This window comes from Streptomyces bicolor (genome assembly GCF_000719285.1).
Classification (GTDB): Bacteria; Actinomycetota; Actinomycetes; order Streptomycetales; family Streptomycetaceae; genus Streptomyces; species Streptomyces bicolor.
This window is the reverse complement of sequence record NZ_JOFS01000059.1, coordinates 1-25,786: the sequence shown is the minus strand read 5'-3', so window position 1 is coordinate 25,786 and position 25,786 is coordinate 1. Positions and strand designations below refer to the sequence as shown.

21 protein-coding genes and 4 pseudogenes are annotated in these 25,786 nt (G+C 70.7%); 16 read left to right on the top strand and 9 right to left on the bottom strand.

What is annotated here, in order from left to right; genetic code table 11:
- Positions 1-118 precede the first annotated feature (118 nt).
- Positions 119-340, bottom strand: a complete 222-nt coding sequence (locus IF78_RS0140955) for a hypothetical protein (RefSeq protein WP_031488021.1) — start codon at positions 338-340, stop codon at positions 119-121.
- Positions 341-819: 479 nt separating this feature from the next.
- On the opposite strand from IF78_RS0140955, the gene IF78_RS0140950 reads away from it, so the two are divergent.
- From IF78_RS0140950 to IF78_RS0140920, 5 genes and pseudogenes are all read left to right on the top strand, one after another.
- Positions 820-1,659 carry a DUF1206 domain-containing protein gene (locus tag IF78_RS0140950; RefSeq protein WP_031488020.1) on the top strand — a complete coding sequence of 280 codons (840 nt, stop codon included), beginning with the start codon at positions 820-822 and terminating at the stop codon, positions 1,657-1,659.
- 256 nt (positions 1,660-1,915) lie between these two features.
- A pseudogene (locus IF78_RS44505) lies at positions 1,916-2,319 on the top strand (RidA family protein).
- A gap of 431 nt (positions 2,320-2,750) precedes the next feature.
- Positions 2,751-3,314, top strand: coding sequence for a hypothetical protein (locus IF78_RS0140940; RefSeq protein WP_031488019.1), 564 nt, complete (start codon positions 2,751-2,753; stop codon positions 3,312-3,314).
- 929 nt (positions 3,315-4,243) lie between these two features.
- A pseudogene (locus IF78_RS50575) lies at positions 4,244-6,285 on the top strand (RICIN domain-containing protein).
- 689 nt (positions 6,286-6,974) lie between these two features.
- Entirely contained in the window at positions 6,975-8,645 is a 1,671-nt protein-coding gene (locus IF78_RS0140920) for a tetratricopeptide repeat protein (protein WP_031488018.1), read from the top strand.
- A 99-nt stretch (positions 8,646-8,744) separates the two neighbouring features.
- Here IF78_RS0140920 and IF78_RS0140915 read toward each other — a convergent pair whose 3' ends face one another.
- Entirely contained in the window at positions 8,745-8,987 is a 243-nt protein-coding gene (locus IF78_RS0140915) for a hypothetical protein (RefSeq protein ID WP_031488017.1), read from the bottom strand.
- Positions 8,988-9,404: 417 nt separating this feature from the next.
- Here IF78_RS0140915 and IF78_RS0140910 point away from each other — a divergent pair, with 417 nt between their 5' ends.
- The gene (locus tag IF78_RS0140910; protein ID WP_031488016.1) at positions 9,405-10,436 is read left to right on the top strand and encodes a cellulase family glycosylhydrolase; all 1,032 of its coding nucleotides are present in this window, start codon (positions 9,405-9,407) and stop codon (positions 10,434-10,436) included.
- Positions 10,437-10,908: 472 nt separating this feature from the next.
- Here IF78_RS0140910 and IF78_RS0140905 read toward each other — a convergent pair whose 3' ends face one another.
- The 5 genes and pseudogenes from IF78_RS0140905 to IF78_RS0140885 all read right to left on the bottom strand — a co-directional run bounded on the left by IF78_RS0140905 (position 10,909) and on the right by IF78_RS0140885 (position 15,390).
- A complete protein-coding gene (locus tag IF78_RS0140905) occupies positions 10,909-11,301 on the bottom strand; it encodes a hypothetical protein (protein ID WP_051828628.1) in 393 nt (130 codons plus the stop codon).
- 208 nt (positions 11,302-11,509) lie between these two features.
- Complete coding sequence (locus IF78_RS50155) at positions 11,510-11,881, bottom strand: MFS transporter (RefSeq protein WP_234440022.1); 372 nt, start codon at positions 11,879-11,881, stop codon at positions 11,510-11,512.
- Positions 11,882-12,362: 481 nt separating this feature from the next.
- Positions 12,363-13,578, bottom strand: a pseudogene (locus tag IF78_RS0140895) (RNA-guided endonuclease InsQ/TnpB family protein); the annotation flags it as partial.
- A gap of 182 nt (positions 13,579-13,760) precedes the next feature.
- Positions 13,761-14,315 (bottom strand): annotated as a pseudogene (locus IF78_RS0140890) (MFS transporter); the annotation flags it as partial.
- A gap of 379 nt (positions 14,316-14,694) precedes the next feature.
- The gene (locus tag IF78_RS0140885) at positions 14,695-15,390 is read right to left on the bottom strand and encodes a hypothetical protein (RefSeq protein ID WP_031488034.1); all 696 of its coding nucleotides are present in this window, start codon (positions 15,388-15,390) and stop codon (positions 14,695-14,697) included.
- A 132-nt stretch (positions 15,391-15,522) separates the two neighbouring features.
- Here IF78_RS0140885 and IF78_RS0140880 point away from each other — a divergent pair, with 132 nt between their 5' ends.
- The 7 genes from IF78_RS0140880 (at position 15,523) to IF78_RS0140850 (ending at position 21,621) form a co-directional block, all read left to right on the top strand.
- Entirely contained in the window at positions 15,523-15,960 is a 438-nt protein-coding gene (locus IF78_RS0140880; RefSeq protein WP_031488033.1) for an Hsp20/alpha crystallin family protein, read from the top strand.
- Between the two features lie 122 nt (positions 15,961-16,082).
- Positions 16,083-16,472 carry a DUF2267 domain-containing protein gene (locus IF78_RS0140875; RefSeq protein ID WP_031488032.1) on the top strand — a complete coding sequence of 130 codons (390 nt, stop codon included), beginning with the start codon at positions 16,083-16,085 and terminating at the stop codon, positions 16,470-16,472.
- A gap of 71 nt (positions 16,473-16,543) precedes the next feature.
- On the top strand, positions 16,544-16,978 hold the full coding sequence (locus tag IF78_RS0140870) for a DUF2267 domain-containing protein (protein ID WP_031488031.1): 435 nt from the start codon (positions 16,544-16,546) through the stop codon (positions 16,976-16,978).
- A 215-nt stretch (positions 16,979-17,193) separates the two neighbouring features.
- A complete protein-coding gene (locus IF78_RS0140865; RefSeq protein WP_031488030.1) occupies positions 17,194-18,540 on the top strand; it encodes an MFS transporter in 1,347 nt (448 codons plus the stop codon).
- Positions 18,541-18,557: 17 nt separating this feature from the next.
- Positions 18,558-19,217 carry a response regulator transcription factor gene (locus tag IF78_RS0140860; protein WP_031488029.1) on the top strand — a complete coding sequence of 220 codons (660 nt, stop codon included), beginning with the start codon at positions 18,558-18,560 and terminating at the stop codon, positions 19,215-19,217.
- Between the two features lie 8 nt (positions 19,218-19,225).
- Complete coding sequence (locus IF78_RS0140855) at positions 19,226-20,644, top strand: sensor histidine kinase (RefSeq protein ID WP_031488028.1); 1,419 nt, start codon at positions 19,226-19,228, stop codon at positions 20,642-20,644.
- Positions 20,641-21,621 (top strand): TAXI family TRAP transporter solute-binding subunit, encoded by a 981-nt coding sequence (locus tag IF78_RS0140850; RefSeq protein WP_031488027.1) that lies wholly within the window; start codon positions 20,641-20,643, stop codon positions 21,619-21,621. The genes IF78_RS0140855 and IF78_RS0140850 overlap by 4 nt, the downstream gene beginning before the upstream one ends.
- Before the next feature lie 507 nt (positions 21,622-22,128).
- Here IF78_RS0140850 and IF78_RS0140845 read toward each other — a convergent pair.
- Both IF78_RS0140845 and IF78_RS0140840 read right to left on the bottom strand, forming a co-directional pair.
- Positions 22,129-23,058: a carbohydrate kinase family protein gene (locus IF78_RS0140845; protein WP_031488026.1), complete on the bottom strand. Its 930-nt coding sequence runs from the start codon at positions 23,056-23,058 to the stop codon at positions 22,129-22,131.
- Positions 23,055-23,741 carry a class II aldolase/adducin family protein gene (locus IF78_RS0140840; RefSeq protein ID WP_031488025.1) on the bottom strand — a complete coding sequence of 229 codons (687 nt, stop codon included), beginning with the start codon at positions 23,739-23,741 and terminating at the stop codon, positions 23,055-23,057. The genes IF78_RS0140845 and IF78_RS0140840 overlap by 4 nt, the downstream gene beginning before the upstream one ends.
- A 57-nt stretch (positions 23,742-23,798) precedes the next feature.
- Between IF78_RS0140840 and IF78_RS0140835 the strand changes: the two genes are divergently transcribed.
- From IF78_RS0140835 to IF78_RS0140825, 3 genes are all read left to right on the top strand, one after another.
- On the top strand, positions 23,799-24,449 hold the full coding sequence (locus IF78_RS0140835; protein ID WP_031488024.1) for a TetR/AcrR family transcriptional regulator: 651 nt from the start codon (positions 23,799-23,801) through the stop codon (positions 24,447-24,449).
- 54 nt (positions 24,450-24,503) lie between these two features.
- Positions 24,504-25,265 (top strand): YqjF family protein, encoded by a 762-nt coding sequence (locus IF78_RS0140830; protein ID WP_031488023.1) that lies wholly within the window; start codon positions 24,504-24,506, stop codon positions 25,263-25,265.
- Between the two features lie 111 nt (positions 25,266-25,376).
- Positions 25,377-25,751, top strand: a complete 375-nt coding sequence (locus IF78_RS0140825) for an SDR family NAD(P)-dependent oxidoreductase (RefSeq protein WP_051828624.1) — start codon at positions 25,377-25,379, stop codon at positions 25,749-25,751.
- Positions 25,752-25,786 lie beyond the last annotated feature (35 nt).

Here is a 25,786-nt window from a genome sequence, read left to right as displayed (position 1 = left end):
CAGGTCTAATGCGGCAGAAAGGCGGTACAGGTGAACAGTGCAGATCCGTGCACCCAGTTGAGGTCAGAGCAATCCAGAGAAGCCATTCCCCACCCCGCTCAAGCGGGGCGTCCCCTGGCTAGGTTCTGATGGCGGCACCGCTGACCACCGGACCGCTGGACGCGGCATCGGCCGAGGCGCCGACCGCCGCCAGCCACACGGCGACGGCCCCCACCACGACACCGCGGCTTGTCGCGCGACCGACGGGCTTGCGCCGCCGGGCACGTGCGGCGGCGGCGATCGGGACGATGTCGCTCCCGCCGCCTCGTCTGTCGCCAGGTGGTGCGGCCGAGCGGCTCATGAATCCTCCCAGGGATGCCAAGGCCCTCCTGCAACCGCCCCATGAGCGACGGTGATTGGTGGTGAGCGCAGGAGTCGGATGTGCGTGTCACTCCCTACGACTGCCGAACCGGGCCGATCGTTGCCCTCGCCCGGGAGCGGGAAAGCGACCTGCCACCCGCCCCCGGAGTCGGACGGCAGACGGACGAGATGCAGTACCGCCGGGGCCGTCGGAATCGCCAACAGGGTGATCACCGGTTCTGGCTGGGCAAGCGCATGCTCCTCAGCCCCGGACGGGGCCCCGCAGCCAGTCCCACCTGGCCTTCGACGACGCCCGGTCGGTCAGCGGCGCCTACTTCCACCGGCTGACCCGCTCAGAGACCGAAGAAGGAGCAGGCACGCGATACGCAGTCGGCCCGGAAGCACCCTGTCCCCCTGGCCGGCGGCAGGGCCGCGTGTGTGGCGGCCGAACCGGGGCATCCGGACTGCCGGGAGGTCTCCATGGACACGAGTGCACCGGCATGGACCGGGCGGTTCCGGGCACGGCGGGCAGGGCGGGGTTCGGTCACCGAGGGGGCGGCGCGGGCGGGCCTCGCCGCCCGGGGTGTGATCTATCTGCTCGTCGGTGCGCTGGCGCTGCAGATCGCCTTCGGCGACACGAACGCGCAGGCCGACCGGGGCGGGGCTCTGGCGGAAGTGTCGCAGAAGCCGTTCGGCGCGGTGCTGTTGTGGGCGCTGGGCATCGGACTCGCCGGCATGGCCCTGTGGCGGCTGTCCGAGGCGCTCTTCGGTTCCGTCGGGCAGGACGGCCGTAGCGCGCGCAAGCGGCTGCTGGCGACCGTCCGCTTCGCGTTCTACGTCTTCGCCGCCTCTTCCGTGCTGTCGTTCGTGGCGAGTGGGAACCGGAGCGGTGGCGGATCCAGCGACCAGCAGTCCCGGGATGCCACCGCCAGGGCGATGGAGATACCCGCCGGACGGTGGCTGGTCGGCGCGGCCGGTATAGCCATCGTCGTGGCCGGTGGCTGGGTCGGCGTACGGGCGGTCCTGCGCAAGTACCACGCCGAGCTCAGGCCCGGTCGGATGAGCCACCGGACACTCCAACTGGTGGACGTCACCGGAGTGGTCGGCGGCGCTGCCCGCGGGCTGGTGTTCGCCGTGGCCGGCGTCTTCGCCGTCCGTGCGGCCATCGACTACGAACCCGACCGGGCCAAGGGACTGGACGACACCTTGCGCACCTTCGCCGACACCCCGCTGGGCCCGTGGCTGCTGGTCTGCGTCGCGGCCGGCCTGGTGATGTTCGGTGCGTTTTCCTTCGCCATGGCCCGCTGGCGACGTATCTGAGCGGCGCCCTGCGCGAACACGAACCGGATGAGCGATTCCGGGATTCCACATGAGCCGACCGGCCCGTGGCCGTGAACGATCCAGCTGGCCAGCGGGTAGCGCCCCGCGCAAGGGGCGCCGGCCAATTCGGGGGTCGTGACCGGTCTTTCGTGACCGGTACGTCGCGAAGGCCAAGAACCACTGGCCGGCTGTCGTACCGACACCACGCCTCCACCCTCCGTGGAATGGGCAGATCAGTCGAGCTGTTGAAGCAGGCATGACCTCGGATCAGCGCACGATCACGAATCCGGCTACCCTCCACGACCCGACAGCGTTCGGCTAAGCCACGCTGTTTCAGCGCCCGGCGAACTCGTCTTCATCGCCGGCCAGTACGCCTCCGACGCCACCGGTGCTCCGGTGCCCGGTGACTTCGCAGCCCAGGTCGACCTGGCCTTGGACCGGCTGAGGTCGGCACTGGAAGGGGTCGGTCTGCGATACGAGCACGTGGTCCGCCTCGGTACCTTCATCGTCGACCACGACCTGGACAGGCTGGAGATCCTCGGCAAGGCGCTGCACGCGCGTTTCGGCGACAAACTGCCGGCCCAGACACTGAGCGGCGTAGCCTGCCTCGCGCTGCCGGGGATGCTGTTCGAGGTGGATGCAGTGGCGGTACGGCAGTAGCGATCAGCGGGCGCTTCAACACCGGCCCCGCCCTGGGCGGGGCCGGTGTTTGTGCCGGTGCCACGACGTCATTGCCGGATGCTGAAACTGGTGACGGACAACGTCGCCGCGGCAGAGGCCTGTCGACCGGGCATCCGATGAGCATCCAACCCGCCCTCCCAGACCGCCTGGAGCGTGGCGTGAGCTGCTCGTCGTTGTCTGCGTGCCGGTGGTCCATCCGGACGAGAACGGCCGGGATCGTGTCCTTGAAGACGTCCTTCTGCCACGACTACGCGCGTCGGCATCCCGCTCCTGCCGCGTTTGCAGGGTTGCGGTCCTGGACTTTTCTCTTCCGTACAACCGAACACGCAACTGGCGTGTCTCAGATCCCGCAACGCGCGTAAAACGCCGCACATGGGCCCAGAGCCCAAGGGGGAACAGAGTTGAGAGACATGACACGAGTCGCGCTCGCCTGCCTGATCGGTGCCGGGATGGTCGCCACCGCCGGCGGGGCCGCCCAGGCCGCTCCGGCGATGGAGGGGGGATCCAAGCCGGTCAAGACGATCGAGAAGGGTTACGCCCTGTCCTGCACCGGGCGGTCCGGGAGCGTCGCCGTCGCGGTGGACCTTTACCAGAACTCCGCGTTCGGCTCGCACACCAGCCTGTCGGTCGAGACGCCAAACGGGGAGTACGGCGGCGGTTACGGACCGGAGGAGATCACGCTGTTCTCCAACGGGACGATCGCGGCCGACATCCCGGTCAGGAAACTGGACGACACGGCCGAGCCCGTGGGCGACGCCGTCATCAGCGGCACCTACGCGGCCGCGGGCCGGCCGAAGCCGGTGCACGAGGTCATCGAGGACCCGGCGGGCCACTACGTGATCACCAAGGGCACCAACACACAGCTCCAGACGGCGGCCGCGGTGGATGTGCTCGGCGAGAGGGTCCCGCTGACATGCTCCACTGCCTTTGCGTTCGACCTCACGGTGTGGCGGCTGACTCCTGGCCGGGACTGACAAGCGGTTGTGCAGGATCGGACACCGGTGCACCGGCGGCCGATGGCAGCATGACTTGCAGGCGACACCCGCCTGTCAACGGTGATTGACATTACCCATGGCGTCAACTTAAGTTGACGCCATGGGTAATCAAGTGCTGCCCGCCTGTGGGGTGGCTGCCGGCCCCCTCTTCACCGCCACATATCTGCTGGTGGGTACAGAGCTCATTACAAGTCGCTTCACCACCCCGTCAGTTCACTTGCCCTGGGGCCCCGCCGGGCGGGCACAGACCGTGAGCTTCATCTCCGCAGGCTTACTCTCACTGGCGCTCTCGGTGGGGTTGTGGCATGCGGGGCCTACCCGCTGGGGTGCGCTGCTGGTCGGCATATGGGCAGTCGCCCTGATGGCGCAGGCATCTTCCGGACGGATCCAGTACGGGGTTACCCGGCCGCGGACTGATCCAGCGCACCGCACTCACCATTGGCTGGACCTGGCTGTCGGTGCTCGCCGTACGGACCCTGCACACCTGAACGCCCGCGCGCTCCCTAGCGCGAAAGCGCGGCGGCACCAGAGAAACGGCCCTTGCCCACCAACCGGCGAGAGCGAGACTGCGCAGGCGCGCGATGCCGAGTAGGGCGTGGGGCTTGCAGTCATTGCGATCCCCGGGCACGGGCCGGCCCACGGCGACAACGAGCCGGCGTCGCTCCTCGGTCGAGTGGGCTCTGTCGCTGTGGCCCTGGCGCGACAAGGCGGTCCACCACCCGCAGCCGCGCTGAAGGGCGGCGGCTCCGTCTGCGCAAGTACACCGAACTGCGCCCAATGTCTTGACGTGTTTAGATCCGTGATCCAGCATCCCTTCAGCCCGATCGTTTCTGCACGCTTTTGTTCGGTCTCGACGTCGGGCCCGGTTCAGAGCAGATGTCCTCCGTGTCACCCCACGTCACGAACGGATGGTCATGCCCAGCAGACGTCTCACACTCCGAGCCCTGGCACTCACCGCTCCCCTGGCGCTCGGCGCGGGACTCGTCGCCGTACCCGCCGCCACCGCGGCCGACCCGCCGAGCGCGGTCACCGTACGCGTCGATCCCTCGTACCAGCAGCAGGAGTTCGAGGGTTGGGGCACGAGCCTGGTCTGGTTCGCCAACGCCACCGGCGGCTATCCGGACCCCATCCGCAAGCAGCTCGTCGACATGCTGTTCGGCCACGACGGGCTCCGCCTGAACATCGCGCGCTACAACATCGGCGGCGGCAACGCCCCGACGTCCGCAAGGACTACATGAAGGTCGGCGCCACCATGGAGGGCTTCTGGAAAGCCCCCGAGGGAACCACGCGTGAGGACATGGACTGGTGGGACCCAGAGAACCCGGACCACTGGAACTGGGCCGCCGATGCCAACCAGCGCTGGTGGATCGACCAGGTCAAGAACAAGGTGACCCGCTGGGAGGCGTTCAGCAACTCGCCGCCCTGGTTCCAGACGGTCAGCGGATACGTCTCCGGGGGGTTCAACGCGAGCTCGGACCAGATCCGCGCCGATCGCGTCGACGACTTCGCCGGCTATCTCGTGAAGGTGACCGACCAACTGGAGAAGAAGCACCGCATCAAGTTCGACACCATCGCCCCGCTCAACGAGCCCAACACACCTTATTGGGGAACACAGTTGGGTGCCGACGGCCAGCCCACCGGCGGACGCCAGGAGGGTGCGCACGCCGGCCCCGAACTCCAGCAGAAGGTGATCCTGGCCCTGCAGCGCGCCCTCGGCGAAGCCAGGACGCGGGCCACGGTCTCCGCGATGGACGAGACCAACCCGAAGATCTTCACGGACAACTGGAACGCGTACGACGCGACGGCACGGGCCGCCGTGGACCAGCTCAACGTCCACACATACGGCACGGGCCAGCGCACCAGCGCCCGTGACGGCGCCAAGGGCGCGGGCAAGAAGCTGTGGATGAGCGAGGTCGAGGGCACCTGGGGCACCGGCACCGACTTCACCGGCATGGAGCCGGGGCTGGGGATCGCCACCCGCATGGTCGGCGACATCCGCGAACTCGAGCCGTCCGCCTGGGTGTTCTGGCAGCCCATCGAGGACTCCATCCCCCAGGCCGCCGCCGGCAAGAACTGGGGCAGCATCCACGTCCCGTTCAACTGCACGGCCGCCGACACGCTCGAGACCTGCCCGATCAAGGCCAACAGCAAGTTCCACACCATCCGGAACTTCACCCACTACATCCGCCCCGGAGACCGCTTCGTCAAGCCCGACGACCCCTCCAGCGTCGCCGCCGTGAAGAAGTCCGGCACGGGCGCCACGGTGGTGCACGTCAACGACGGCGCCACGGCACGCACGGTGACCCTGGACCTCTCCCGCTTCGGGTACGTCGCCCCCTGGGCCTCCGTCACGCCCGTGGTGACCAGCGCCGCCGGCGCGCTCGTCGAGGGCGAGCCGGTGCGGGTGACCGGCCGTTCCACCACGCTCACCGTCCCGGCCAAGTCGGTCACGACCTTCCGCGTCCTCGGCGTCGGCGGGACCGCCCGGGACGCCGCGCTCATCCAGCCCGGGCACGTCTACCGGCTGCAAGGCGTGCAGAGCGGCAAGTCACTGGCGCCCAACGACGACGCCACCGGGCTCGTCATCCGCACCTCCGACACCGCCGCCGACGCCGACGCCCAGCTGTGGTCCGTACGGAAGCTGACCCACGGCAACGGCAACCGCGAGCGCTACGCGCTCGTCAACTCCGCGACGGGCAAGCGGCTCGCCGTGCGGGACGGAGCAGCGGTCCTGGAGGACCCGGACTCCGGGCCGGCCGGCCGGGAGGCTCAGTGGATCATGTCGACGGCCGGTGACGGCACCTGGACGTTCGTCAACGCCGCCACCGGCCGACTCCTCGACGTCGCCGGGCACGCCACGGCGGACGGCTCCAGGGTGACGACCTGGACTCCCACGTCGGGCGCGAACCAACGCTGGGCCCTGACCGACGAAACGCCGCCGCGCACCTGAACTGCGGGGCGTCGTGCGGGTGCCGCCTGCGCGTCCTCAGCGAAGGGCGCGGCAGGCGGCCTCGTCACTCGGTGTGCAGGCCGACGCCTCGCGGTTCGGCCCGTGGCGTGTGGCTGCCCTTGCCCTGGATGGTGCAGAGCAGGTGCAGACGCGCCTGTTTCTGGTCCCGGGCCACCGCGCCACGCAGGACGCCCGAGGCGGTGCCGTCGCTGTGGATCCAGCGGTCACCTGTGCGGGCAGCGCGTGTCTGTGCAGCCGCCGGCGCGGTTCCGCGGCCGCGGCGGGTGGCGGTACGGCGGGCAGTGTCCGGTGGGTGCGGTGTGCGACGGTCATCCCCCGGGCCGAAGCGCAGCCCGCACGGTGCCCTCGACGCGATCCGGCACCAGCACCGTCGTCGACGTCGGCGGCTCGACGAAGGACGCGTCCGGCTCCGCCCGCTGGAACCTCCTTGCGTGTGACTGAGCGGGATGGCTGGCCACGGAAACGCGATGCAACCGCGCTCAGTTTTCATGCGGAGGTATGGGTACTGGACGGCGTGGTGAACGTGCCTCCAGCCCGACCGCGGAATCGCGCGGGCGGACCGCGTCGACGAACTCGGCCGCGGCAGGGAGGCGCCGGCGCGCCGGCCTTGCCGGACGGCAACAGCCGCCCATTGGCCGGTACTTGGCGCTACCTGGCACGATGCGATCATGACGCAGGACATACAGGCGCAGGGAGATGCGCTCGTCGCCGCCGCCCGCGCCGGCGACACCAAGACCGCCCGTCGGCACACCGACTTCTTCGTGTTGCGCAAGTACGTGGACGAAGGCATCCCCTACTGGGAGCAGGCCGTGGCCGCCGGCGACGCCTTCTCGCATTACACACTGGCCCGGTACCGGAAGATCCGCGGTGATCGGCGCGCCGCGGACGCCCTCTACCGTGCCGTCGCCGACCGCCACGCCGGATGCGCCTACGGACTCGGCGTGCTGCTCCGCGAGGACGGTGATCCGGAGGCCGCCGAATGGTTCCGCCGCGGCTGGGAGGGCGGACGCCACCTCGACTGCAAGATCGAGCTCGGCAAGCTGCTCGCGGCCGAGGGGCGGCTCGACGAGGCGGCGAAGTTCCTGATGAGCGACATCGAGCTGGGCGACATCGCGGTCTTCCGCTGGGCGCAGCTCTTCGAATCGATCCGCGCCGACTTCGACCGTGTCGCGGCGGGGCTCGACGCCGCCGAGGCAGCCGGGGACGGGGACGCCGCCGCCGAGGCGCTGCGCCCGCTCTTCGATGTGGAAAAGCACTTCCGCGACTACCCGGGCCTGACGACCGAGGCCGCAGGTTACTACCGCAGGGCTTCCGCGCTCAGCGCCTCCGCCGGCGTGGACCACGCCGTGTTCCTGACGGAGACCGGCGGCGAGGCGTCCTGGCCCGAGGCCCGCGGCCTGCTGCTCCAGGCCCACGACGAGGGCTACGAAGGCGCCGCGTACGTACTGGGGGTCCTGCACGAGCGGCGCGGCGATCTCGGCGATGCCGAGCACTGGTACGGCCTCGCGGCCACGCACGGGCACCAGCCGGCTCAGTGGAACCTCGGGGTCCTCTGCAGGCGGCAGCGGCGCTACGAGGAGGCCGAACGCTGGTTCCGGGAGGTCGGCGAGGACGACGAGGACGTCGTCGAGCAACTGGCCCGGATCGCCGCGATCCGCGCGGGCGGCGGCGTCGCCCCGGGCAAGGACCTGCGTCGACTGCCCGGACTGCGCGAGCGAGCCGAGGCGGGCGACGTGCACGCCTCGTACGCGTACGGGAGGATCCTCGGCGACTGGGCCGGCGCGGACGCCCGCCACCTGGGTCGCTGGATCGAGCCCGCCGCGCTGGCCGGGGACCCACAGGCGGCCTACGACCTCGCGGAGCTGTACGGCGAGCTGCGCAGGCCCACGCTGCGCGACCAGTGGTACCGGACGGCCGCCGAGGCGGGGCACCACGATGCGTGCAACGAGATGGGGTGGCTCTCCGAGCACCACCGGGACTACCAGGAGGCCGAGCGCTGGTACGTGCGCGCGGCCGGTGACGGGTCTCCGCTGAACGCCATGCTCGCCGGCAAACTGAAGGCCCAGCGCGGTGCGTACGCCGAGGCGGAACCTTTTCTCCGCACGGCCTGGGAACAAGGCGGCGACTCCGCTTGCCGGACGGAGGCCGCCGGGTATTACGGCCTCGTCCTGCACCGGCTAGGCCGCCTCGCGGAAGCCGTCGAACCGCTGCGGACCGCCGCCGCACGCTGGGAGGACGACGTGCGCGCCCGCTACAGCAGGGACGACCTGGACGTACTGTCCCGGATGGCCGACCCGGAGACGGAGCTGGCGGATGTGGAGGCGGCGCTGACGGCGTGACACCGCTGACTGCCCACCCGTTCACAAGGCGGTGGCCGCCTCCCCAACCTCCTCATCGGCTCCGAAGAACAGTTGCTCCTCGTCCCCTCCGATGTCTGGTCACTTTTGGCCGGGCCACGCCAGGTTGTCCACCAGCACGGCCAGGGCCGACTTCGGGACGGTTCCACTCGTCTCGGTGTCGGTCTGCTTCCAAGTCGAGCTCGAGTCCGTGGAAACTGAGCCTTTGGTGTCGTTCACACCCTGGAAGATGCCAAAGTCAATGGGCCCTTCGTCTGCTGAGGCGGGGATGGCGGCGGCGAGGAGAGCCGCTCCGGTGAGCACGGCGACAGTGATGATCTTCATGCCTGGCTCAACGACGCGAATGACATCAGGATGTTCCGTTCTGCCCCGTTTGGCGCAGCACCGCGCCCCCTCCCGGCTGGGACGGTGGTCAGAGACGGCGGGACATGTCGGCACCGGCATCACCGGCCGGATTCACAGGCGCACCAGGCTGCGGTCGCGGCGGGAGTCTTCCTCCGCCCTATCTTGCCGCCGTACTGGCAGATGACACAGAGGGGTTGGCAGGTCCCCGACCCCGGCCCGGCCCCCTCCGCTCCCCCGGCTCACGGGCGTGGGCAGTTCATTGCTCTGCGTTCTTGATGAAATTTGATGTGCAGATATGTTGACCTCTGTTCGAGGTCTCTTCTACCTTGCGGGAGCCCACCAAGTCGCCGACCTGCACATGAGTTGTGCGGACGCAGCCAGCCGGAAAGGGATGCCGTGACACGAGAGAACCACCGCAAGACAGCCTTCCTGGGGGTGTTGCTGGCCGGCGTCACGGCATTCGGCGCAACCCCCGCGTCCGCCGCACCCGAGGCCGCCTCCCGCCCTGCCTCGCCGCCGCCCGTCAGCGACTTCCGAGGCGTCAACTGGGCCGACCCGCGCGACAATTACGCCGACGACGCGGTCGTGCCCTCCGGCCTGTCCACCTCCGACAGCTACGCCACCGCCTACGCCAAGTCCAGGGCGATCATCGGCGGCTTCTCCGAGCTCGGCGCCAACACGGTCCGCCTCCCGGTCAACCCCACCTCCGTGAACGGCCCCTTCTGGAAGGCATACCGGGGCGCGATCGACGCCGCCACGGCCCGGGGATTCAAGGTCATCCTGGGCTACTGGGAAGCCGACAACGCCAAGGACGGCAAGATCGACGACCAGGCCGCCTGGGACCAGATGTGGGCCCGGATCACCTCCGCCTACGCCCGCAACTCCAAGGTGTACTTCGAGCCGATGAACGAGCCGTTCGGCTACACCTCCCAGGAGTGGCGCGACGTGGCCGCACGCTGGGTGACCAACCACCGCTTCATCCCCCGCGACCGGATCCTCATCGGAGGCATCAAGTACAGCGAGGACGTCAAGCCCGTGTGCGCCGACAGCCGGCTCGACGGCACCCGGATCGCCCTGCACAACTACGGCTTCTGGCACACCGACTGGACCAGCGTCGACCAGTGGAAGCAGGACTTCAAGGAACGCATAGGCAGCTGCGCCTCACGCACCATCCTCGACGAGTTCGGCGCCACGATGACCTCCGGCCTGGACTACAACGGACCGGTCAACGGCTCCAACGAGATCGCCTACATCCAGGCCGCGACCGACACCATCCGGGAGATGGGCCTGGGCTCGGTCTACTGGCCCGGCCTGCGCACCGGCGACACCTACTCCCTCACCACCCTCCATTGCACAGGCACCCGCCTCAGCCTCACCGTCAACAACCCCAGCGGACTCGACCGCCTCCACTGGGCCTGGAAGCAGTAACCACCAGCCCTCACATCCCGTTGCTCCCGATCCCGGCCGGCACACCGGCCGGGGCCACGGCGCGGGTGAGAGACACGAGTCGTCCTTCGGCCGACGTGACAGTGGCATGCCGTCGATCGCGTCCCGGCTCAGGCACCCGGCAGACGCCGAGACGCCGTATGGGCACGTTCAACCGACGCGACGGCGGGCAAGGCCAGCAGCCACAGGCCAAGGGACGCAGCCGCCGCGAACGCCGACACGGCTGCCCACGAACGCACCGACACGAACCCGGCCAGCGCCGTGAGCGAACCCCCGATTCCCCTCCGCTGCCTGGCGAGGTCGCCACCTGACAGGCCCTGACCACACCAGTCGGCGCTCCCCCGCGCCGCACAGACAGCACCCGACGAGCGGCTCCCGCCCCGCCCAGAACAGCAACGGCGTCCGTACGACCGGCAGTGAACCGGCCGTGCGGACGCCGCGCGGGCCCCGCCGGTCAGCCGGCGAAGACCCTGCCCTCCTTCACGACGTAGTGCGCGGGCTCGGAGCAACCGATGGACGGCGTGACGAGCAGACTCACCGTCAGCGGCGCGGGCTCCGTGCCGGCGGTCGCGAACTCGCAGACGGCGCCCCTGCCCGTCAGCGGATACCAGAACCACCCGTCCACGTCGCCCACCGTGACCCGGTCGGACTCCTTCCACGCTCCCCCGGTCTGCGTGAAGACCTGGAGCCGAACGGATGCGGCGTACTCGTCATTCTCGGACCGCACCGCCGTCAGCGTGATCTTGTAGTCACTGCCCAGCACGGACGAGGCGATCTGGCGCGTCTGCGGTGCCGCGGTGCCGGCGCCCGCGGTCCCGGCACCCGCCGTCCCCAGGACGCCCGCCATCAAGACGGTGACGGCCGCGATCGCGGCGCGACGGGTGCGGGTGTGGTTGCGTTGGTGGTTCTGGTTGCGTTGGTGGTTCTGGTTGCGTTGGTGGTCGCGGACATGGCTCATGTGTTCCCCCGTTGAACCGAGTTGTACTGGAAGGTCGGATTGGTTCGTACGGTGGCAAAGACCAGTCAACCGGTCCCGAGGTTGTACGCATGCCGCTCTACGACTTGTCCGAACTCGCCGGAACGCACAGCCAAGCCAGGCCCGCGGCGGCCAAATAGGCGAGCGCACCGATGGCCATGCTGATCCTCAGCCCGGTGTCGTAGTCGGTGGCCGTGGCGAGCAGGCTGCCGCCGAGGGCCACTCCGATGGCGCTGCCGATCTGGCGGGTGGTGTTGAACAGCGCGGAGGCGGCGCCGGAGTACGCCGACGGTGCGGCACCCATCACCGTGGCGGTCGAGCCGGTCAGGGCGAAGGACGTACCGAAACCCGCCGCCATCATCGGTGCCACCAGCAGCGCGTAGTCGGGCGCGGCTCCGGCCACTGCCCAGCCGGCCAGGCCCAGGCCGGCCACCAGCATGCCGGTGATCACCAGAGGACGGTCGCCGGTACGGCGGGGTCAGCCGCCCGGACAGCACAGAGGCAAACATGGTCATCGCCACCGCCGGGAACAGCGCCAGCCCGGCGCCGAGGGCACTGAAGCCCCGCTGGTGCTGGAACTGGAGACTGGCGGTGAACACCATGCCGTAGAAGCCGAAGTTGAACAGCAGACCGATCATCGCGCCGCCGCTCATCGCACGCGAGCGCAGCAGGGCCGGCGGAAGGACCGGGGAACGGGCCAGCCGCTCGCGCAGCACGAACGCGCCTGTCGCCAGTGCGGCCAGGCCCATGCCGGCCACAACCGGAGGATCGAACCAGCCTCGCCGTCCGGCCTCGTTCAGCGCCGTGGTCAGCAGTGCCACCGCCGCCACCACCGCGCACTGCGCCGGCCAGTCCAGCGCCCGTTCGGCACGCCGTGGGGAGCGCTCCACTTGACCCTCCCCCTCGTGAACGAGGGGGATTCCTAGCTCACGTTGCCTGGCCCCCGGCTGGGGTGCAGGTCTTACACGATCAGCGCTAGCCGGGTTGAAGACCAGCCCGGACCAGCATCACGCGCGCCGAGTTCTTGTCCCTTGGGGATACGGCTCCGCACGCGGTACAGGCATACGTTCTCTCGGAAAGAGGTAGTGCGTGCTTGGTTCTCGCTCCGCACTGCGCACAGTCCATAGTGGTGTGCGCGGGGTGGACCAAGTGCACGGCGCGGCCGTGCTTCCTGGCCATCTCGATCAGTGCCTTCTTCGTCGCCGTGATCGCGGCGTCGGCGGCCGTGCGTGCCATGGTCGACTTCGCGAGGAACTTCGGGCGGAAGTCCTCTATGGCGAGAGCGTCATGGTCGCGGACCACGCGCTTGGCCCACTTGCGGCCGGTGTCCTGCCGCTGGGCGGCGACCTTGCGGTGCAGTTTCGCGGTCTGCCGCTTCGCCTCGCGGTAGCCCTTCGATCCGGCGTGGCCCTTCGGCGGGCGGCGGCGGGCCATCATCCGCTGGTACTTCGCGAGTCTTTGCGCCGCGGTCTTCCCGTGCTGGGCGTGGGGAAGGTCGTGGGTGTCGCTCGTGGTGGTGGCGGTTTCCTTGACGCCCCAGTCGATACCGATCACGCGCCCCGTCCTGGGCAGTTCCTCGGTCACCGCGGGGACGACGAACGACGCCCACCAGTGGCCGACCGCGTCGCGGTACACGCGGACGGTGGACGGTTCCTTGGGCAGTTCCCGCGACCAGACCGGCCGTACGACGATCCCGCCGGCGAGGTGGAGACGGCCGTCTTTGAGGCGGAAGCCGCGCCGAGTGTATTCGAGGGTGGGCAGGGCCTCGCGCTTCTTCTTCCACTTGGGCATCCCGGCCCGCTGCTGCATCGGCAGCCTGGCCTTGATGTCCTTCAATGCCTTCGCCCGGGACTTGCCGAAGTCGCGAATCAACTGCTGCTGCGGCACACACGCGCCCTCACGCAGCCACGGCGTCACGCGCCGGGCCTCGGTCAGCATCGACGCAAGCTGTACGGGCCCGCACGTTTCCTTGCCGCCGGTCGCCTTGTTCCGCTGGTACACCTGCTTGGACTTGGCGACGCACTCATTCCACAGCCAGCGGCAGCGGTCCCACTCCGCCTCAAGAGAAGTGCGGGCCGTGGACGACAGGCGAAGACGGTGCGTATACCGGGCATGCCCGGCCGTCTCCGTGATCGCTTCTGTCGTCATGCGTCCCAACCTACCGGGGAGGACTGACAGTTGAGAGCTCCTGATCTTTGTGGGCTCGCTCACCCCGTCCCGGGGTGGACGCCGATCCGCCCTGACAGCGAATCGGCTTTCCCCGCCCCGCTCACGCGGGAGCTTCGTTTCCTCCTCCGGCTGAAGCCGGGGGTATCCACGAAGGAGACCTGATGACGCAGTGTCAGCGTCAGGCAGGCCACTCCGACGGGTAGGTTGACGAGGAACACCCAGCGCCAGCCCGCCGTGGACACGAGCAGCCCGCCGAGCAGCGGTCCGGCGGAGGCCGCGATGCCCGCCATCGAACCCCACAGCCCGAACGCCCGTGCGCGCACGGCCGGCTCCGGGTAGGCCTGCTGCAGCAGGGCCAGCGAGCCGGGCACGATCAGCGCGGCGCCGAGCCCTTCCACCAGGCGGGCAACAACCAGGAACAGGGCGCCCGGCGCGAGCGCGCACGCGGCCGAGGCCACCGTGAACACCGCGACGCCCGAGCAGAAGACCCGGCGGTTGCCCAGCCGGTCGCCCAGCGCGCCGCCGGTCAGCAGGAACCCGGCGAAGACCAGGGTGTATCCGTCGGTGATCCACTGGATGCCGGTCAGCGAAGCCGACAGCTCCCGGCCGATCACGGGCACGGCGACGTTGATGACCGTCACGTCCAGGATCACCATGAAGTACCCGGCACACACCGCCAGCAGCGGCAGCCAGGCCCCTCGCCCCGGATCCGGAATCTCTCCGGGGCGGCGCGCGGAGTCACCGCCACCGGCAGGCTCCGCGTCGGCCACGACCCCAACTCCATCCCGTTCGTGAGGATTCCTCCCCGTCCATGAGAAGTCCTCGAAAGGGCACAGTAAGGGGCATATAGCCCATACGCGGGTAACCTGGGCTTACCGCATGGAACATCCTCGCCGGCGCGAAGCGAGGCCGGCTCGAGGGTCAGGTCCGGGCCGAGCGTGAGCATCCCGGTCGCCGTCTCGCGGATCGCCGCCCGTCGGACGCCAAGGGGCATCGTGGTCCTGGCGCGTCGCTGAGTGCTCAAGCACTCCTGGTCGTGGACAGTGAGGGCCCGCCGGCACTGGTCACGCTCATGACGCGGCGGCTCACCCGAGGTCAGCTGGTGCGGCGCTGCGCGTCGCTGCTTTGGCGCAGTTGCTCGGCGTGGCCGGTGATGGCGTCGATGCGGGCGGCGAGATCCGGGTGGCGGGTTGTCAGGTGGTGTCGGGCTTCGGTCAGGGGGGTGATGAGACGGGCGGCGTCGTCGGCTGCGAGGGCCTCGTCGATGCGGTGGATCAAGGAGCGGGTGGCGACGGGGAGGTCTGTGAGCGCTGTGATCTGGCCGGCGAGTCGGCGCAGGTCGGCGGCGTTGTTGCGGGCCCAGGTGGTGACCGAGCGGTCTGCGGCGCGGCGGTCGCGGGTGGCCTTGACGCGTTGCTCGCCGGTGGTGCCGGTGGCTCCGGGGCGCAGCCGAAGGTAGCGGCGCTCCGCCGCCTGTCGGCTGGCGACGCCGAGCGGGCCGGCGAGATCGGCCCAGCTGGCTCCGGCTTCCCGGGCCGACTCGATCAGGCCCGTCTCCCAGCCGGCGAGCCGGTCTCGTACCTCGCGTAGCAGCATCAGCGCAGCCAGGACCTGCTCGGGAGCGGGATCCGCGCCGGGCGGCTCGTTGTCCGGCGGGGCGTCGGCGGCGTGCAGTGCCTCGTCGATGGCGCTCAGGGCGGCGGCTGCCGCGAGGAACGAGGTGGGGCCGGGCTTCGCTCCTTCAGGCGGCCGGCCCGGGCTGTTCCGGTCGGCTGCCTCGGCTCCTGACATTGAGGGTTCCTCCGTTGAGGTTCGTCATCCTTTCGACGACATTTCGTTTGTCATCGTTTCGATGACATGGTACAACGGAGTCAGGTGAAGCGCATTGGCAGGTACTGCCAAAAGCACTGGAGGTGTTCACCGATGTTGATGCGCACCGACCCGTTCCGTGAGCTCGACCGTCTCACCCAGCAGCTCTTCGGTACGTCCGGCACCTGGTCGCAGCCGGCCCCGATGCCGATGGACGCGTACCGCGAGGGCGACGAGTACGTGATCGCCCTTGATCTGCCGGGTGTCTCGCCGGACGCGATCGACATCGACGTCGAGCGGAACATGCTGACCGTGAAGGCGGAACGCCGCCCGGTCGCCAAGGCCGACAGCGTGCAGATGGAGCTGTCCGAGCGTCCGCTCGGCGTCTTCTCCCGCCAGGTCATGCTGGCCGACACGCTGGACGTCGACCACATCAAGGCCGACTACGACGCAGGTGTCCTGACCCTGCGCATTCCGATCGCCGAGCGCGCCAAGCCGCGCAAGATCTCGATCAGCGCCGGGGGCACCGGGCGCAAGGAGATCAGCGGCTGACCGGCGCCTGCCGAATTCCGGACCGCGCGCGGAGGGCTGGAATGTCCCCCTCCCCTTCGGCCGTCCCCGTCGGCCGCCCTCCGCGCGCCTGACCGTCGAAAGGGGGCAGCACAGTGGTGCACATGAGATGGGACGCGTTCCTGGACGCGGTCGAGGAACGCGGCGAATACCCCTCGCAACAGGAGGCGGACAGGGCGGCCCGCGTCGTCCTCGCCCTGCTGGGCGCCCATCTCGTCGGCGAGGAGCGTGCCGAACTCGCCGCCCGGCTGCCCGAGACCTACGCCGTCATCCTGCTCAACCCGCTGCAGGCCGCCGAGCCGCTGGACCCCGCGCGGTTCGTCAGAGCCACCGCCGCCTGGATCGAAGGAGCCACCGAAGAGACCGCGAAATGGGACGTCGGCGCCGTCCTCAGCGTGGTCGCCGACGCGGCAGGCGCGGACCTCATGCGCCGCATCCTGCTTCAGCTCCCCCCGGAATATGACCTGCTGTTCGGCGCGCCTCAGCACGTGTGAAACGCAGGCACGAGGCGCCCATGAACCACTGACCCACCACACGACACACTGGAAAGGCGACCCTGTCCCCAATGTTCCCGGAGTCCGAACCAGCCCGGCCCACACCGGCCATGTCGTACCACCAGATGCTGGAAAGGGTGCGATACGAAGGCGCATACCCCACCCGCGAACGGGCTGAGGAAGTCGTCCGTCACGTGCTCGCCGCACTGGGCCGGCAGCTCACCGGCGACGAACGCGTCGAACTCGCCGCCCGGCTGCCCCTCGAAGCGGCCCGGATCTTCACGGCTCAGATCCCCGCCCCCGAACAACTCACCGGCTGGGGCTTCGTGAAGGACCTCGCCACCCACACCGGCGGCACCCCGGCCACCGCCCGCTGGGACGCCGGCACCGTCCTCGCCGTCGTCGCCCAGCTCGCCGGTCCCGACCTCGTCACCCACGTCATCGCCCAACTCCCTGCGGGCTACGCCCTCCTGTTCGGCAAGGCCGAACTGACCCCGGCAGCCTGAAGCCGCCCGGGGATTTCCCGCCGCCGGGCCTCGCGCCCCACCACCCGAGGCCCGGCACGCCCGTACGCCATACCCAAGGAAGTGATCGTCCGCACCAGGAAGTGATCGTCCCGCCACAGTCCTAAGGGACTGTTAGGACTTGGTTCGCGATGTTGAACGGCTCTGTCGTGCCGTCGACTCTGTGTGCTCCCAGGCCGCAGACAAGGGAGTTCTCGATGGCCACACAGACCACGGCAGCGGGCGCGCAGGAGACGCGCCGCGGCGAGCGCAGGGTCGTCAGCAATATCGTGCGTGGATCGATCGGCAACCTGATCGAGTGGTACGACTGGTATGCGTACACCGCGTTCAGCGTGTACTTCGCCGCCGCGTTCTTTCCGTCCGGCGACCAGACCGCCCAACTGCTCAACACCGCCGCGGTGTTCGCCGTCGGCTTCCTGATGCGGCCCATCGGCGGCTGGGTGCTGGGGCGGTACGCCGACCGGCGTGGGCGGCGTTCGGCGCTGACGCTGTCGGTGACGCTCATGGCGGTGGGTTCGCTGATCGTGGCGCTGACACCGTCGTACGGCGCGATCGGGGTCGCCGCGCCGCTGCTCCTGGTGACCGCGCGGCTGCTGCAGGGCCTGTCCGTCGGAGGTGAGTACTCGACTTCGGCCACGTACATGTCGGAAGTGGCCTCGCCGGGACGGCGCGGCTACTACTCCAGCTTCCAGTACGTCACCCTCATCGCCGGTCAGCTGACGGCGCTCGGCCTGCAGATCGTGCTGCAGCAGGTGCTCAGCGGCGCCCAGATGGAGGCGTGGGGGTGGCGGGTCGCGTTCGTCGTCGGCGCGGCGGGGGCGATCGTCGTGCTGTGGCTGCGGCGGGGCATGGACGAGTCGGAGAGCTTCGAGCGCGCGGCGGCCGAGGACAGCGAGAAGGGCGACGGTGACGGGCCGGCGCGCGGCAGTCTGCGGATGCTGCTGTCCTACCCGCGGCAGTGCCTGGTCGTCGTCGGGCTGACCATGGGCGGCACGCTGTTCTTCTACACGTACACCACGTATCTGCAGAAGTTCATGGTCAACACCAGCGGCATCGCCAAGCCGACGGCCGCCTGGATCAACTTCTTCGCCCTCGTCGTCTTCGTGGCGCTGCAGCCGGTCATGGGGATGCTGTCAGACCGGGTGGGCCGGCGTCCGATGCTGATCGCGTTCGGCGCGCTGGGCGCCCTGGTCGTGGTGCCCTCGCTCATCCTGCTGTCGCGCACCAGCGACCCCGTCCACGCGTTCCTGCTCATGGTCGGGCCGCTGGCGGTCAGCTCGCTGTACACGTCGATCAGCGCGGTGGTGAAGGCCGAGTTGTTCCCGACGTCGATCCGGGCGCTGGGCGTCGGCCTGCCGTACGCGCTGACGGTGGCCCTGTTCGGCGGGACCGCGGAGTACGTCGCCCTGTGGTTCAAGAACGCCGGGCACGAGAGCTGGTACTTCTACTACGTCACCGCCTGTGTCCTGATTTCGCTGCTCGTCTACATTCGGATGCGCGAGACGTCGGACGGATCGCCGCTGGAGAGCGAGGCAAGGGACTGATCGGAAGGGTGGCGACCGTGCGGGTGCTGCTGGCCGAGGACGACGACGGGGTGGCGGGTGCGCTGACCGAGGTCCTGTACGAGCACGGTCATCTGCCCACCCGGGTGCGGCGCGGCGAGGAGGTCCTCGCCCGCCATCGCCAGGCCGACCTGCTGCTGCTCGACCTCGGGCTGCCCGACCTCGACGGGCTGGAGGTGCTGCGCAAACTGCGTGCGGTGAGCGGTCTGCCGGTGGTGGTCCTCACCGCCCGCGGCGACGAGCGGTCGGTGGTGCGCGGCCTGCGCCTCGGCGCCGACGACTACCTCGTCAAGCCGGTGCGGCTGGCCGAGCTGCTGGCCCGAATGGAGGCGGTGACCCGCCGGGCCGGGACACCCGCCGCTGCGGCGCCGCGTACGGTCCTCGCCGGTGACGTCGAGGTCGACCTGGACGCGCGCCGGGTGACGGTGGGCGGGGCCGAGGTGCGGCTGACCACCAAGGAGTTCGCGGTGCTCGCCGCGCTGGCGGCCCGTGCGGGAACGGCGGTCAGCCGCCAGCAGCTGATGGACGAGGTGTGGGGCGACGCCTATCTGGCGGTGTCCCGCTCGCTCGACGTCCATCTCACCCAGCTTCGCGCCAAACTGGGCCGGCCCGAGGTGCTGACCACCATCCGTGGCTTCGGCTACCGGTTCGGCGGCTGAACCCGGCCATGCGTACCCGGGTACTGACCGTCGTCCTGGCCTTCGCCGTGCTCGCGGTGGCCGGCTTCGCCGTCCCGCTGCTCGGCGTCACCGCCACCCAGCGCACCGAGCAGCTCGTCGCGGCCCGCACCGCCGACCTCGACCGCTTCGCCGGACTGGCCGACCAGGCCGCCGAGAGCGGCGACACCGGCGCGCTGACCGCCGAGACCACCCGGTACACCGAGCTGTACGGCGAGGCGGTCGTCGTCGTCGACACCCGCCGCGCCCCGGTGGTGCAGACGGGCGGCCTGCGCTCCGCCGACCCGGCGGTGGCCCGTCTCGTCGACGCGGCGCTGCGCAACCAGCCCGTCTCGCCCGGAGGCACGCTGCGCCCGTGGTCCCGCGCCGACAAACTGCTCGCCCGCCCGGTGGGCACCGGCACGCGCGTGTCCGGCGCGGTGGTACTGCGCGCCTCGGTGCGGGACGCCGCGGACGACATCGCCCTGCGCTGGGCGCTGGTCCTGGCGGGCGCCGGTCTGTTCGCCGTGGCGTGCGTGCTGCTCGCCCGGGCCGCGACGCGCCTGGTCGTACGCCCTCTCCACCATCTGGACAGAGCGGTCGGCGCGCTCGCGGCCGGACTGCCCGCCGAACACGCCCGGGCCGGCGGCCCACCCGAGCTGCGACAGCTGGCCACCGGCTTCAACCGCATGGCCGACGCGGTGACCACGGCGCTGGAACAGCAGCGCCGCCTGGTGGCCGACACCTCGCACCAGTTGCGCAACCCGCTCGCCGCGCTGCGCCTGCGCATCGACTCGCTCCAGCCCCGCCTGCCCGCCTCCGCCGCGCGCACGTACACGGGCGTGACCGCCGAACTCGAACGCATGGAGCACCTCCTCGACGACCTGCTCGCCCTCGCCAACGCCGAACACCGCGCCGGGGAACTCGCCGTCACGGATGTGCGAGAAGCGTGGTGCGACGCCACGGCGGTCGCCGCCGCGCAGGCCCAGCTGTGGCGGCCGGTGGCCGAACAGGCCGGGGCCGGCATGGAGTTCGCGGCAGGTCCCGCCATCCTCATGAGCTGCACGGAGAGCGAACTGGCCCAGGTGGCCGACATCCTGCTCGACAACGCGATCAAGTACGCGGGGAACGGCGCCCACGTCCAGACGCGCTGCTTCACCGACGGCACGGACGCGGTGTTCGAGGTAAGGGACAACGGCCCCGGCCTCGCCACCGGCGAGCTCACCCAGGCCGGCACCCGCTTCTGGCGCTCCGAGCGCCACCGGAACGTACGCGGCAGCGGCCTCGGCCTGGCGATCGCCGAGCAGCTGGTCGCCGGCCGTGGCGGGCGCGTCGAGTTCACCACGGCCGACCCGCACGGCCTGCGCGTCCGGGTCGTACTCCCCCGGGCCCAGCACGGCTCCCCGGGACCGAAGGACCGTACGCCATGACCGGCCCCACCCGCCGCACCGTCCTGCGCACCGCGCTCGGCACGGCGTGCACCGGACTCCTCGCGGCCGCCGCGACAGCCGACACCCGGCACACGGACCGCGGCCCGCACGGCAGGCTGCGCATCGCGACCGGCGAGTCCGGCAACTTCTACGCGGCCTTCGGCGAACTGCTCGCCGACCAGGTGCGGCTGGCCTACCCCCGGCTGTCCTGCGAGGTGGTCAACAGCGAGGCCAGCGTGGCCAACATACGGCTGCTGCAAGCCGGTCGCGCAGAGGTGGCGCTGGCACTGGCCGACGTCGCGTGGGCCGCGTACGCCGGCTCGGCACCGTTCGCCCGCCGCGTCCCGCTGCGTGCCATCGGCCGTGTCTACGAGAACTACCTCCAGCTGGCCGTACGCGCCGACGCACCGATCCGCAGCGTCGCCGACCTGGCGGGGCGCACCGTCTCGCTGGGCGCGCCCGCGTCCGGCGGCGCCGTCCTCGGCGACCGCCTGCTCCGTGCGGCGGGCCTGACCCCGGGCACCGACGTCCACGTCCGCCACCTGCTGCTCCCGCAGGCGGCCGGCGCGATGCGGGACGGTGCCATCGACGCCCTGCTGGTGTCGGGCGGCGTACCGCTGCCGGCCCTGTCCCGGCTCGGCATCCGCCTCCTCCCCCTGGCCGGCCTCCTGCCCCGCCTGCGCTCCGGTACGGAACACTCCGGATCGGGACTCGAGGTGGTGACGGTGCCGGCCGGCGCGTACCGGGGAACGCGCGAGGTGGCCACCATCGGCGTGGCCAACCTCCTCCTGTGCCGCCCCGACCTGCCCGCACCCGTCGCGGCCGCCCTCACCGACGTCCTGGTGCGCCGGGCCGGCCACCTCGTCCCGGCCACGGCCCTCGGCACCCAGTTCCTCGACGTCCGCAGCCTCATCTCCACGGGCGTCGTGCCGCTGCATCCCGGGGCGGTCACCGCGTACCGCGAACTGCACGGCTAGGCACGCGCCCGTCAGCCCGTCCGGCGGCCCTGCGCGAACGCTCCAGGCTCCGGTGCCTTGTGCTGCTCCACCGAAACCGTGTCGATGATCCAGACGTCTCGGCCCCGACATCATGTACGGCGCGACGGTACAGCCGGCACCGGCGGCAGCGACGGGCAGGGACACCATCCGCGACGCGGCGAACAGCACCAGCATGCCCCCGAGGAGCACCCCGGCGAACGTGAGGTACCGGACGCGCAGGGAGCACCGCTGCGGCAGCCAGGCACACGCGACGCCGGCCAGGGCGGTTGACCGAGGGTCGCCGCGATCAGCGTGCCCGCCAGGGTGCCATGACGCGCCGCCAGCAGGCCTGCCTACGCGGTGAAGTTGCCCAGGCGAGGCCGGCGAAGGCTGGCCGCAACGTAGTACACACGGTTGACGGCTGTACAGATGCCCGAACGTAGTCCGGCGGGCCCGTCGGCCCGGCTCTGCGCCGCGCGGACCAATGTCCGGCTGCCGCCTCTCAGGTCACGGGCGGGGCTTGTGTGTGGCGGCGAAGGTGTCGGCCGCCGTGAGGTCGAAGTCTCCGTGATCGCTGCCGAGGCCCTGGGCGACCAGTGCCGCGGCCGCGCAGCCGAGGACGGCGGAGTCGTACGGTGTGCGGCCCAGGCTCATGCCGCGCACGAAGCCGGCCGAGAAGGCGTCGCCGCAGCCGGTGGTGTCGACCACGTCGATCGCGAAGGCGGCGATCTGCTCGGTGCCCTCCGGTGTGACGAGTAGTGCGCCGTCTGCGCCGCGGGTGACGGCGACCAGGCCGGCTCCGGCGTCGAGGAGCTTGTGTGCGCCCGCGTCCAGGTCGTTCTCACCGGTGAAGCCGAGGACCTGGTCCTCGTTGGGCAGCATGTGGTCGACGTACGGCAGGGCGGGCTCGATCTGCTCGAAACTGCCCAGAGCGCCGGGGGCGAGCAGGTCCACCGAGGTGACCACGCCGTGTTCCTTGGCGTGCGACAGGATGCGTGTGGCGGTGTCGACGCCGATGAGTTCGGGGCCGCCGAGGTGGAGGTGGGTCGCCTCGGTGATGGCGTCCCAGGGGACGTCGTCGGGGCCGTAGGTGATGTTGGCGCCGAGGAGGTGCAGCGAGGGGCGGTCGCCGCCCGGGCGGATGGGCAGGACGGTCGCGGAGGTGGGGGTGTCCGTGCGGCGGACGAGGAAGCGGGTGTCGATGCCGGCCGCGCCGAGGAGTTGGATGAGCATGTCTCCGGTGGGGTCGGAGCCGATGGCGCCCGCGCTGTGTACCGTGGCGCCGAGTTTGGCGAGGGTGAGTGCCGTTCCGCCGGCGGTCCCGGCGGCGGTCATTCTGATGTCCTCCACCAGCGTCGCGCCCTGGCCCTCGGGTATCGCCTCCACCGGCCGCACCAGCACGTCCAGTACGTGCACGCCCATCGTGATGACCTTCATCGGTTTCCCTCCTGCACAGGCGGTACGGGGTGGGTGGTGCCGTAGTTGCGGGCGATCGCGGCCTCGATCACGGCGAGTTGCTGGTGTTCGTCCAGGACACGGGGCGTGCCGAGGGCGGCGGCGTGCTGGTAGACGCCGCATGCCCACTCCAGCAGCAGTGCGTGTTCGACGGCCTTGGCCAGGGTGGGTGCGTGGGTGAGGGCGCCGTGGCTGGCCATCAGTGCGGCGCTGCGGCCGTCCAGTGCCGTGAGGACCGATTCGGCGAGTTCCGGGGTGCCGAACGTGGCGTACGGTGCCACGCGCACCGAGCCTCCGAGGGCGAGCAACTGGTAGTGGATGCAGGGCAGTTCGTCGAGGACGCAGGACAGCGCGGTCGCCATGGGGGCGTGGGTGTGGACGACCGCGCCGGTGCCGTAGCGGTGGTAGACCCCCAGGTGCAGGTCGAGTTCCGAGGTGGGCTCGAGGGTCCCGGCCACGATGTTTCCGTCGAGGTCCACCACGGTCACCTGCTCGGCGGTGAGGTCGGCGAGCACAGCGCCGGTCGCCGTGATCGCGACGCGGTCCTCCACGCGCGCGCTGACGTTGCCGGCCGTACCGATGAGCAGGCCTTCGGCCCCCAGCCGACGGCACGCCTCGGCCACGGCGGCGCGTTCCGGACCCAGCACCGAGCTTGAGCCTGTCATGTGCGCGACGCTAGCCTAAACATGAAACAATGTCACGTTCACGTTTGGAGGCCGTACATGGGAGATCCGGTCCCGGAGCCCGGCGGCACCTGGCAGGTCCCCCTGCGCCGCACTCCGCAGCAGGCGCGCAGCAAGGCCCGGCTGGCCCGGGTTCTCCAGGCCGCCGAGCGGGTCCTGGTCCGCGAGGGCGTGCAGGCGCTGACGACCACCCGGATCGCGGCCGAGGCCAAGGTCTCCGTCGGCTCGCTGTATCAGTACCTGCCCGACCGGGACGCCGTCATCGACGCCCTCGCGGCGGGCTACTTCGTCCGGCTGGAGTCCGCGATGGACGACCTGGTCCGTGCCGCGGCGGCCGAGCAGTGGGAGGATCCCGTCGGCGTGCTGATCGACGCCTACGCCGCGATCTACCGCACCGAACACGGCTTCCGGGCCCTGTGGTTCGGCAGCAGCCTCACCGAGCAGACCCGCGCGGCGGACCGCGCGCACAAGCGCCGGATGGCCGACGGCGTCCGGCGCGTCCTGCTCGCGCTGGACCTCGCCCGCGACGACGAGGCACTCGCCCGCGCCACCCACGCCGCGGTCCTCGCCGCCGACGCCCTCGCCCAGGAGGCGTTCCGCCGGGACCCCGAGGGCGATCCCGGCCTCCTGGACGAGGCCAAGCTGATGCTGCGCGCCCACCTCGGCCGGGTCTCCGCACGCTATCGCTGACGCGGGCCGTCGCCGTCGCCGTCGGACGGATCGCGGCTCTGTCATTCTGTCGTCGTGCCGAAACCCACTCCCGTCACCCCGGACGCGCCCGCCCGCATACACACGCCACTGCTCACCCAGGAGTGGCTCGACCTCACCTTCATCCACTGGGCCGTCGCACCGGACGTGGTGGCCGGACTGCTGCCCGAGGGGACGCTTCCGGACACGCACGACGGCCTCACCTACGTCGGCCTCGTCGCGTTCCGGATGCACCGGGTCGGCTGGCTGCGGCTGCCCGGAGTGCCGTATCTCGGGACGTTCCCCGAGACCAACGTGCGCCTGTACTCGGTGGACGCACACGGGCGGCGTGGTGTCGTCTTCCGGTCGATGGACGCCGCGCGGCTCATCCCGGTCGTGATGGGACGCGTCGGCTTCCGGCTGCCGTACCTGTGGTCCCGGATGGCCGTCCGCACGGCCGACGACACGGTCACCTACACCAGTTCCCGGCGCTGGCCCGGCCCGCGGGGCGCGTACAGCCGTATCACCGTACGGACCGGTGAACGCATCTCGGAACCCACCGAGCTGGAGCACTTCCTCACCGCGCGCTGGGGCATGCACAACGCCTTCTTCGGCGGTCCCCAGCCGCTGGCCTACCTGCCGAACCACCACCCCCGGTGGCCGCTGTACCGGGCCGAGCTGCTGACCTGCGAGGAGAACCTGGTCACCGCGGCCGGTCTGCCCGCCCCGAGCGGCGCGCCCGTCAGCGTCCTGTACTCCCCCGGCGTACCGGTCCGCCTGGGCCGTCCGGCCCGGCCCGCGGGCATCCCCACGCCGTGATCCGCGCGGACATGTCGAATCCCGGGTCTCGGCACCGACGTATCGGATGAGGGCCGGGCCGCGTCGCGCGGCCGGACGTTCGGCAGCCCGATCGGAACGGAGATCGAGAACATGCTGCTCAAGGACAAGGTCGCGGTGGTGTACGGGGCGAGCGGTCCCATCGGCGGGACGGCGGCACGCGCCTTCGCCCGGGAGGGGGCGCGGGTATTCATCGCGGGGCGCGACGCCGCGCCCCTGGGCAAACTGGCCGAGGACATCCGTGCCGCGGGCGGGACGGCGGAGTCCGCCGTGGTCGACGCGCGGGAGGGGGCGGCGGTGGACGCGTTCGTCGACGGCGTCGCCGCACAGGCCGGGCGGATCGACGTCTCGTTCAACGCCATCGGGTACGGGGATGTCCAGAAACCGCTGGTGACTCCTCCCCTTCGTGAACGAGGGGGCTTCTCGCTATGCCGGTGCGGCTTCGCGACGGACCAGCCCGGCCCGTAGGACATTGATCGCGCCCACCGTGTCCGCGTGCGCGC

Excerpts from the sequence above, each read along its gene's own strand:
- IF78_RS0140840 (WP_031488025.1), bottom strand. The coding sequence starts at position 23,741 with ATGACAGGCTCAAGCTCGGTGCTGGGTCCGGAACGCGCCGCCGTGGCC.
- IF78_RS0140915 (WP_031488017.1), bottom strand. The coding sequence starts at position 8,987 with ATGAAGATCATCACTGTCGCCGTGCTCACCGGAGCGGCTCTCCTCGCC.
- IF78_RS0140855 (WP_031488028.1), top strand. The coding sequence starts at position 19,226 with ATGCGTACCCGGGTACTGACCGTCGTCCTGGCCTTCGCCGTGCTCGCG.
- IF78_RS0140850 (WP_031488027.1), top strand. The coding sequence starts at position 20,641 with ATGACCGGCCCCACCCGCCGCACCGTCCTGCGCACCGCGCTCGGCACG.
- IF78_RS0140905 (WP_051828628.1), bottom strand. The coding sequence starts at position 11,301 with ATGGCGGGCGTCCTGGGGACGGCGGGTGCCGGGACCGCGGGCGCCGGC.
- IF78_RS0140875 (WP_031488032.1), top strand. The coding sequence starts at position 16,083 with ATGAGATGGGACGCGTTCCTGGACGCGGTCGAGGAACGCGGCGAATAC.
- IF78_RS0140885 (WP_031488034.1), bottom strand. The coding sequence starts at position 15,390 with ATGTCAGGAGCCGAGGCAGCCGACCGGAACAGCCCGGGCCGGCCGCCT.
- IF78_RS0140870 (WP_031488031.1), top strand. The coding sequence starts at position 16,544 with ATGTTCCCGGAGTCCGAACCAGCCCGGCCCACACCGGCCATGTCGTAC.
- IF78_RS0140940 (WP_031488019.1), top strand. The coding sequence starts at position 2,751 with ATGACACGAGTCGCGCTCGCCTGCCTGATCGGTGCCGGGATGGTCGCC.
- IF78_RS0140955 (WP_031488021.1), bottom strand. The coding sequence starts at position 340 with ATGAGCCGCTCGGCCGCACCACCTGGCGACAGACGAGGCGGCGGGAGC.
- IF78_RS0140880 (WP_031488033.1), top strand. The coding sequence starts at position 15,523 with ATGTTGATGCGCACCGACCCGTTCCGTGAGCTCGACCGTCTCACCCAG.
- IF78_RS0140825 (WP_051828624.1), top strand. The coding sequence starts at position 25,377 with ATGCTGCTCAAGGACAAGGTCGCGGTGGTGTACGGGGCGAGCGGTCCC.
- IF78_RS0140920 (WP_031488018.1), top strand. The coding sequence starts at position 6,975 with ATGACGCAGGACATACAGGCGCAGGGAGATGCGCTCGTCGCCGCCGCC.
- IF78_RS0140845 (WP_031488026.1), bottom strand. The coding sequence starts at position 23,058 with ATGAAGGTCATCACGATGGGCGTGCACGTACTGGACGTGCTGGTGCGG.
- IF78_RS0140950 (WP_031488020.1), top strand. The coding sequence starts at position 820 with ATGGACACGAGTGCACCGGCATGGACCGGGCGGTTCCGGGCACGGCGG.
- IF78_RS0140865 (WP_031488030.1), top strand. The coding sequence starts at position 17,194 with ATGGCCACACAGACCACGGCAGCGGGCGCGCAGGAGACGCGCCGCGGC.
- IF78_RS0140835 (WP_031488024.1), top strand. The coding sequence starts at position 23,799 with ATGGGAGATCCGGTCCCGGAGCCCGGCGGCACCTGGCAGGTCCCCCTG.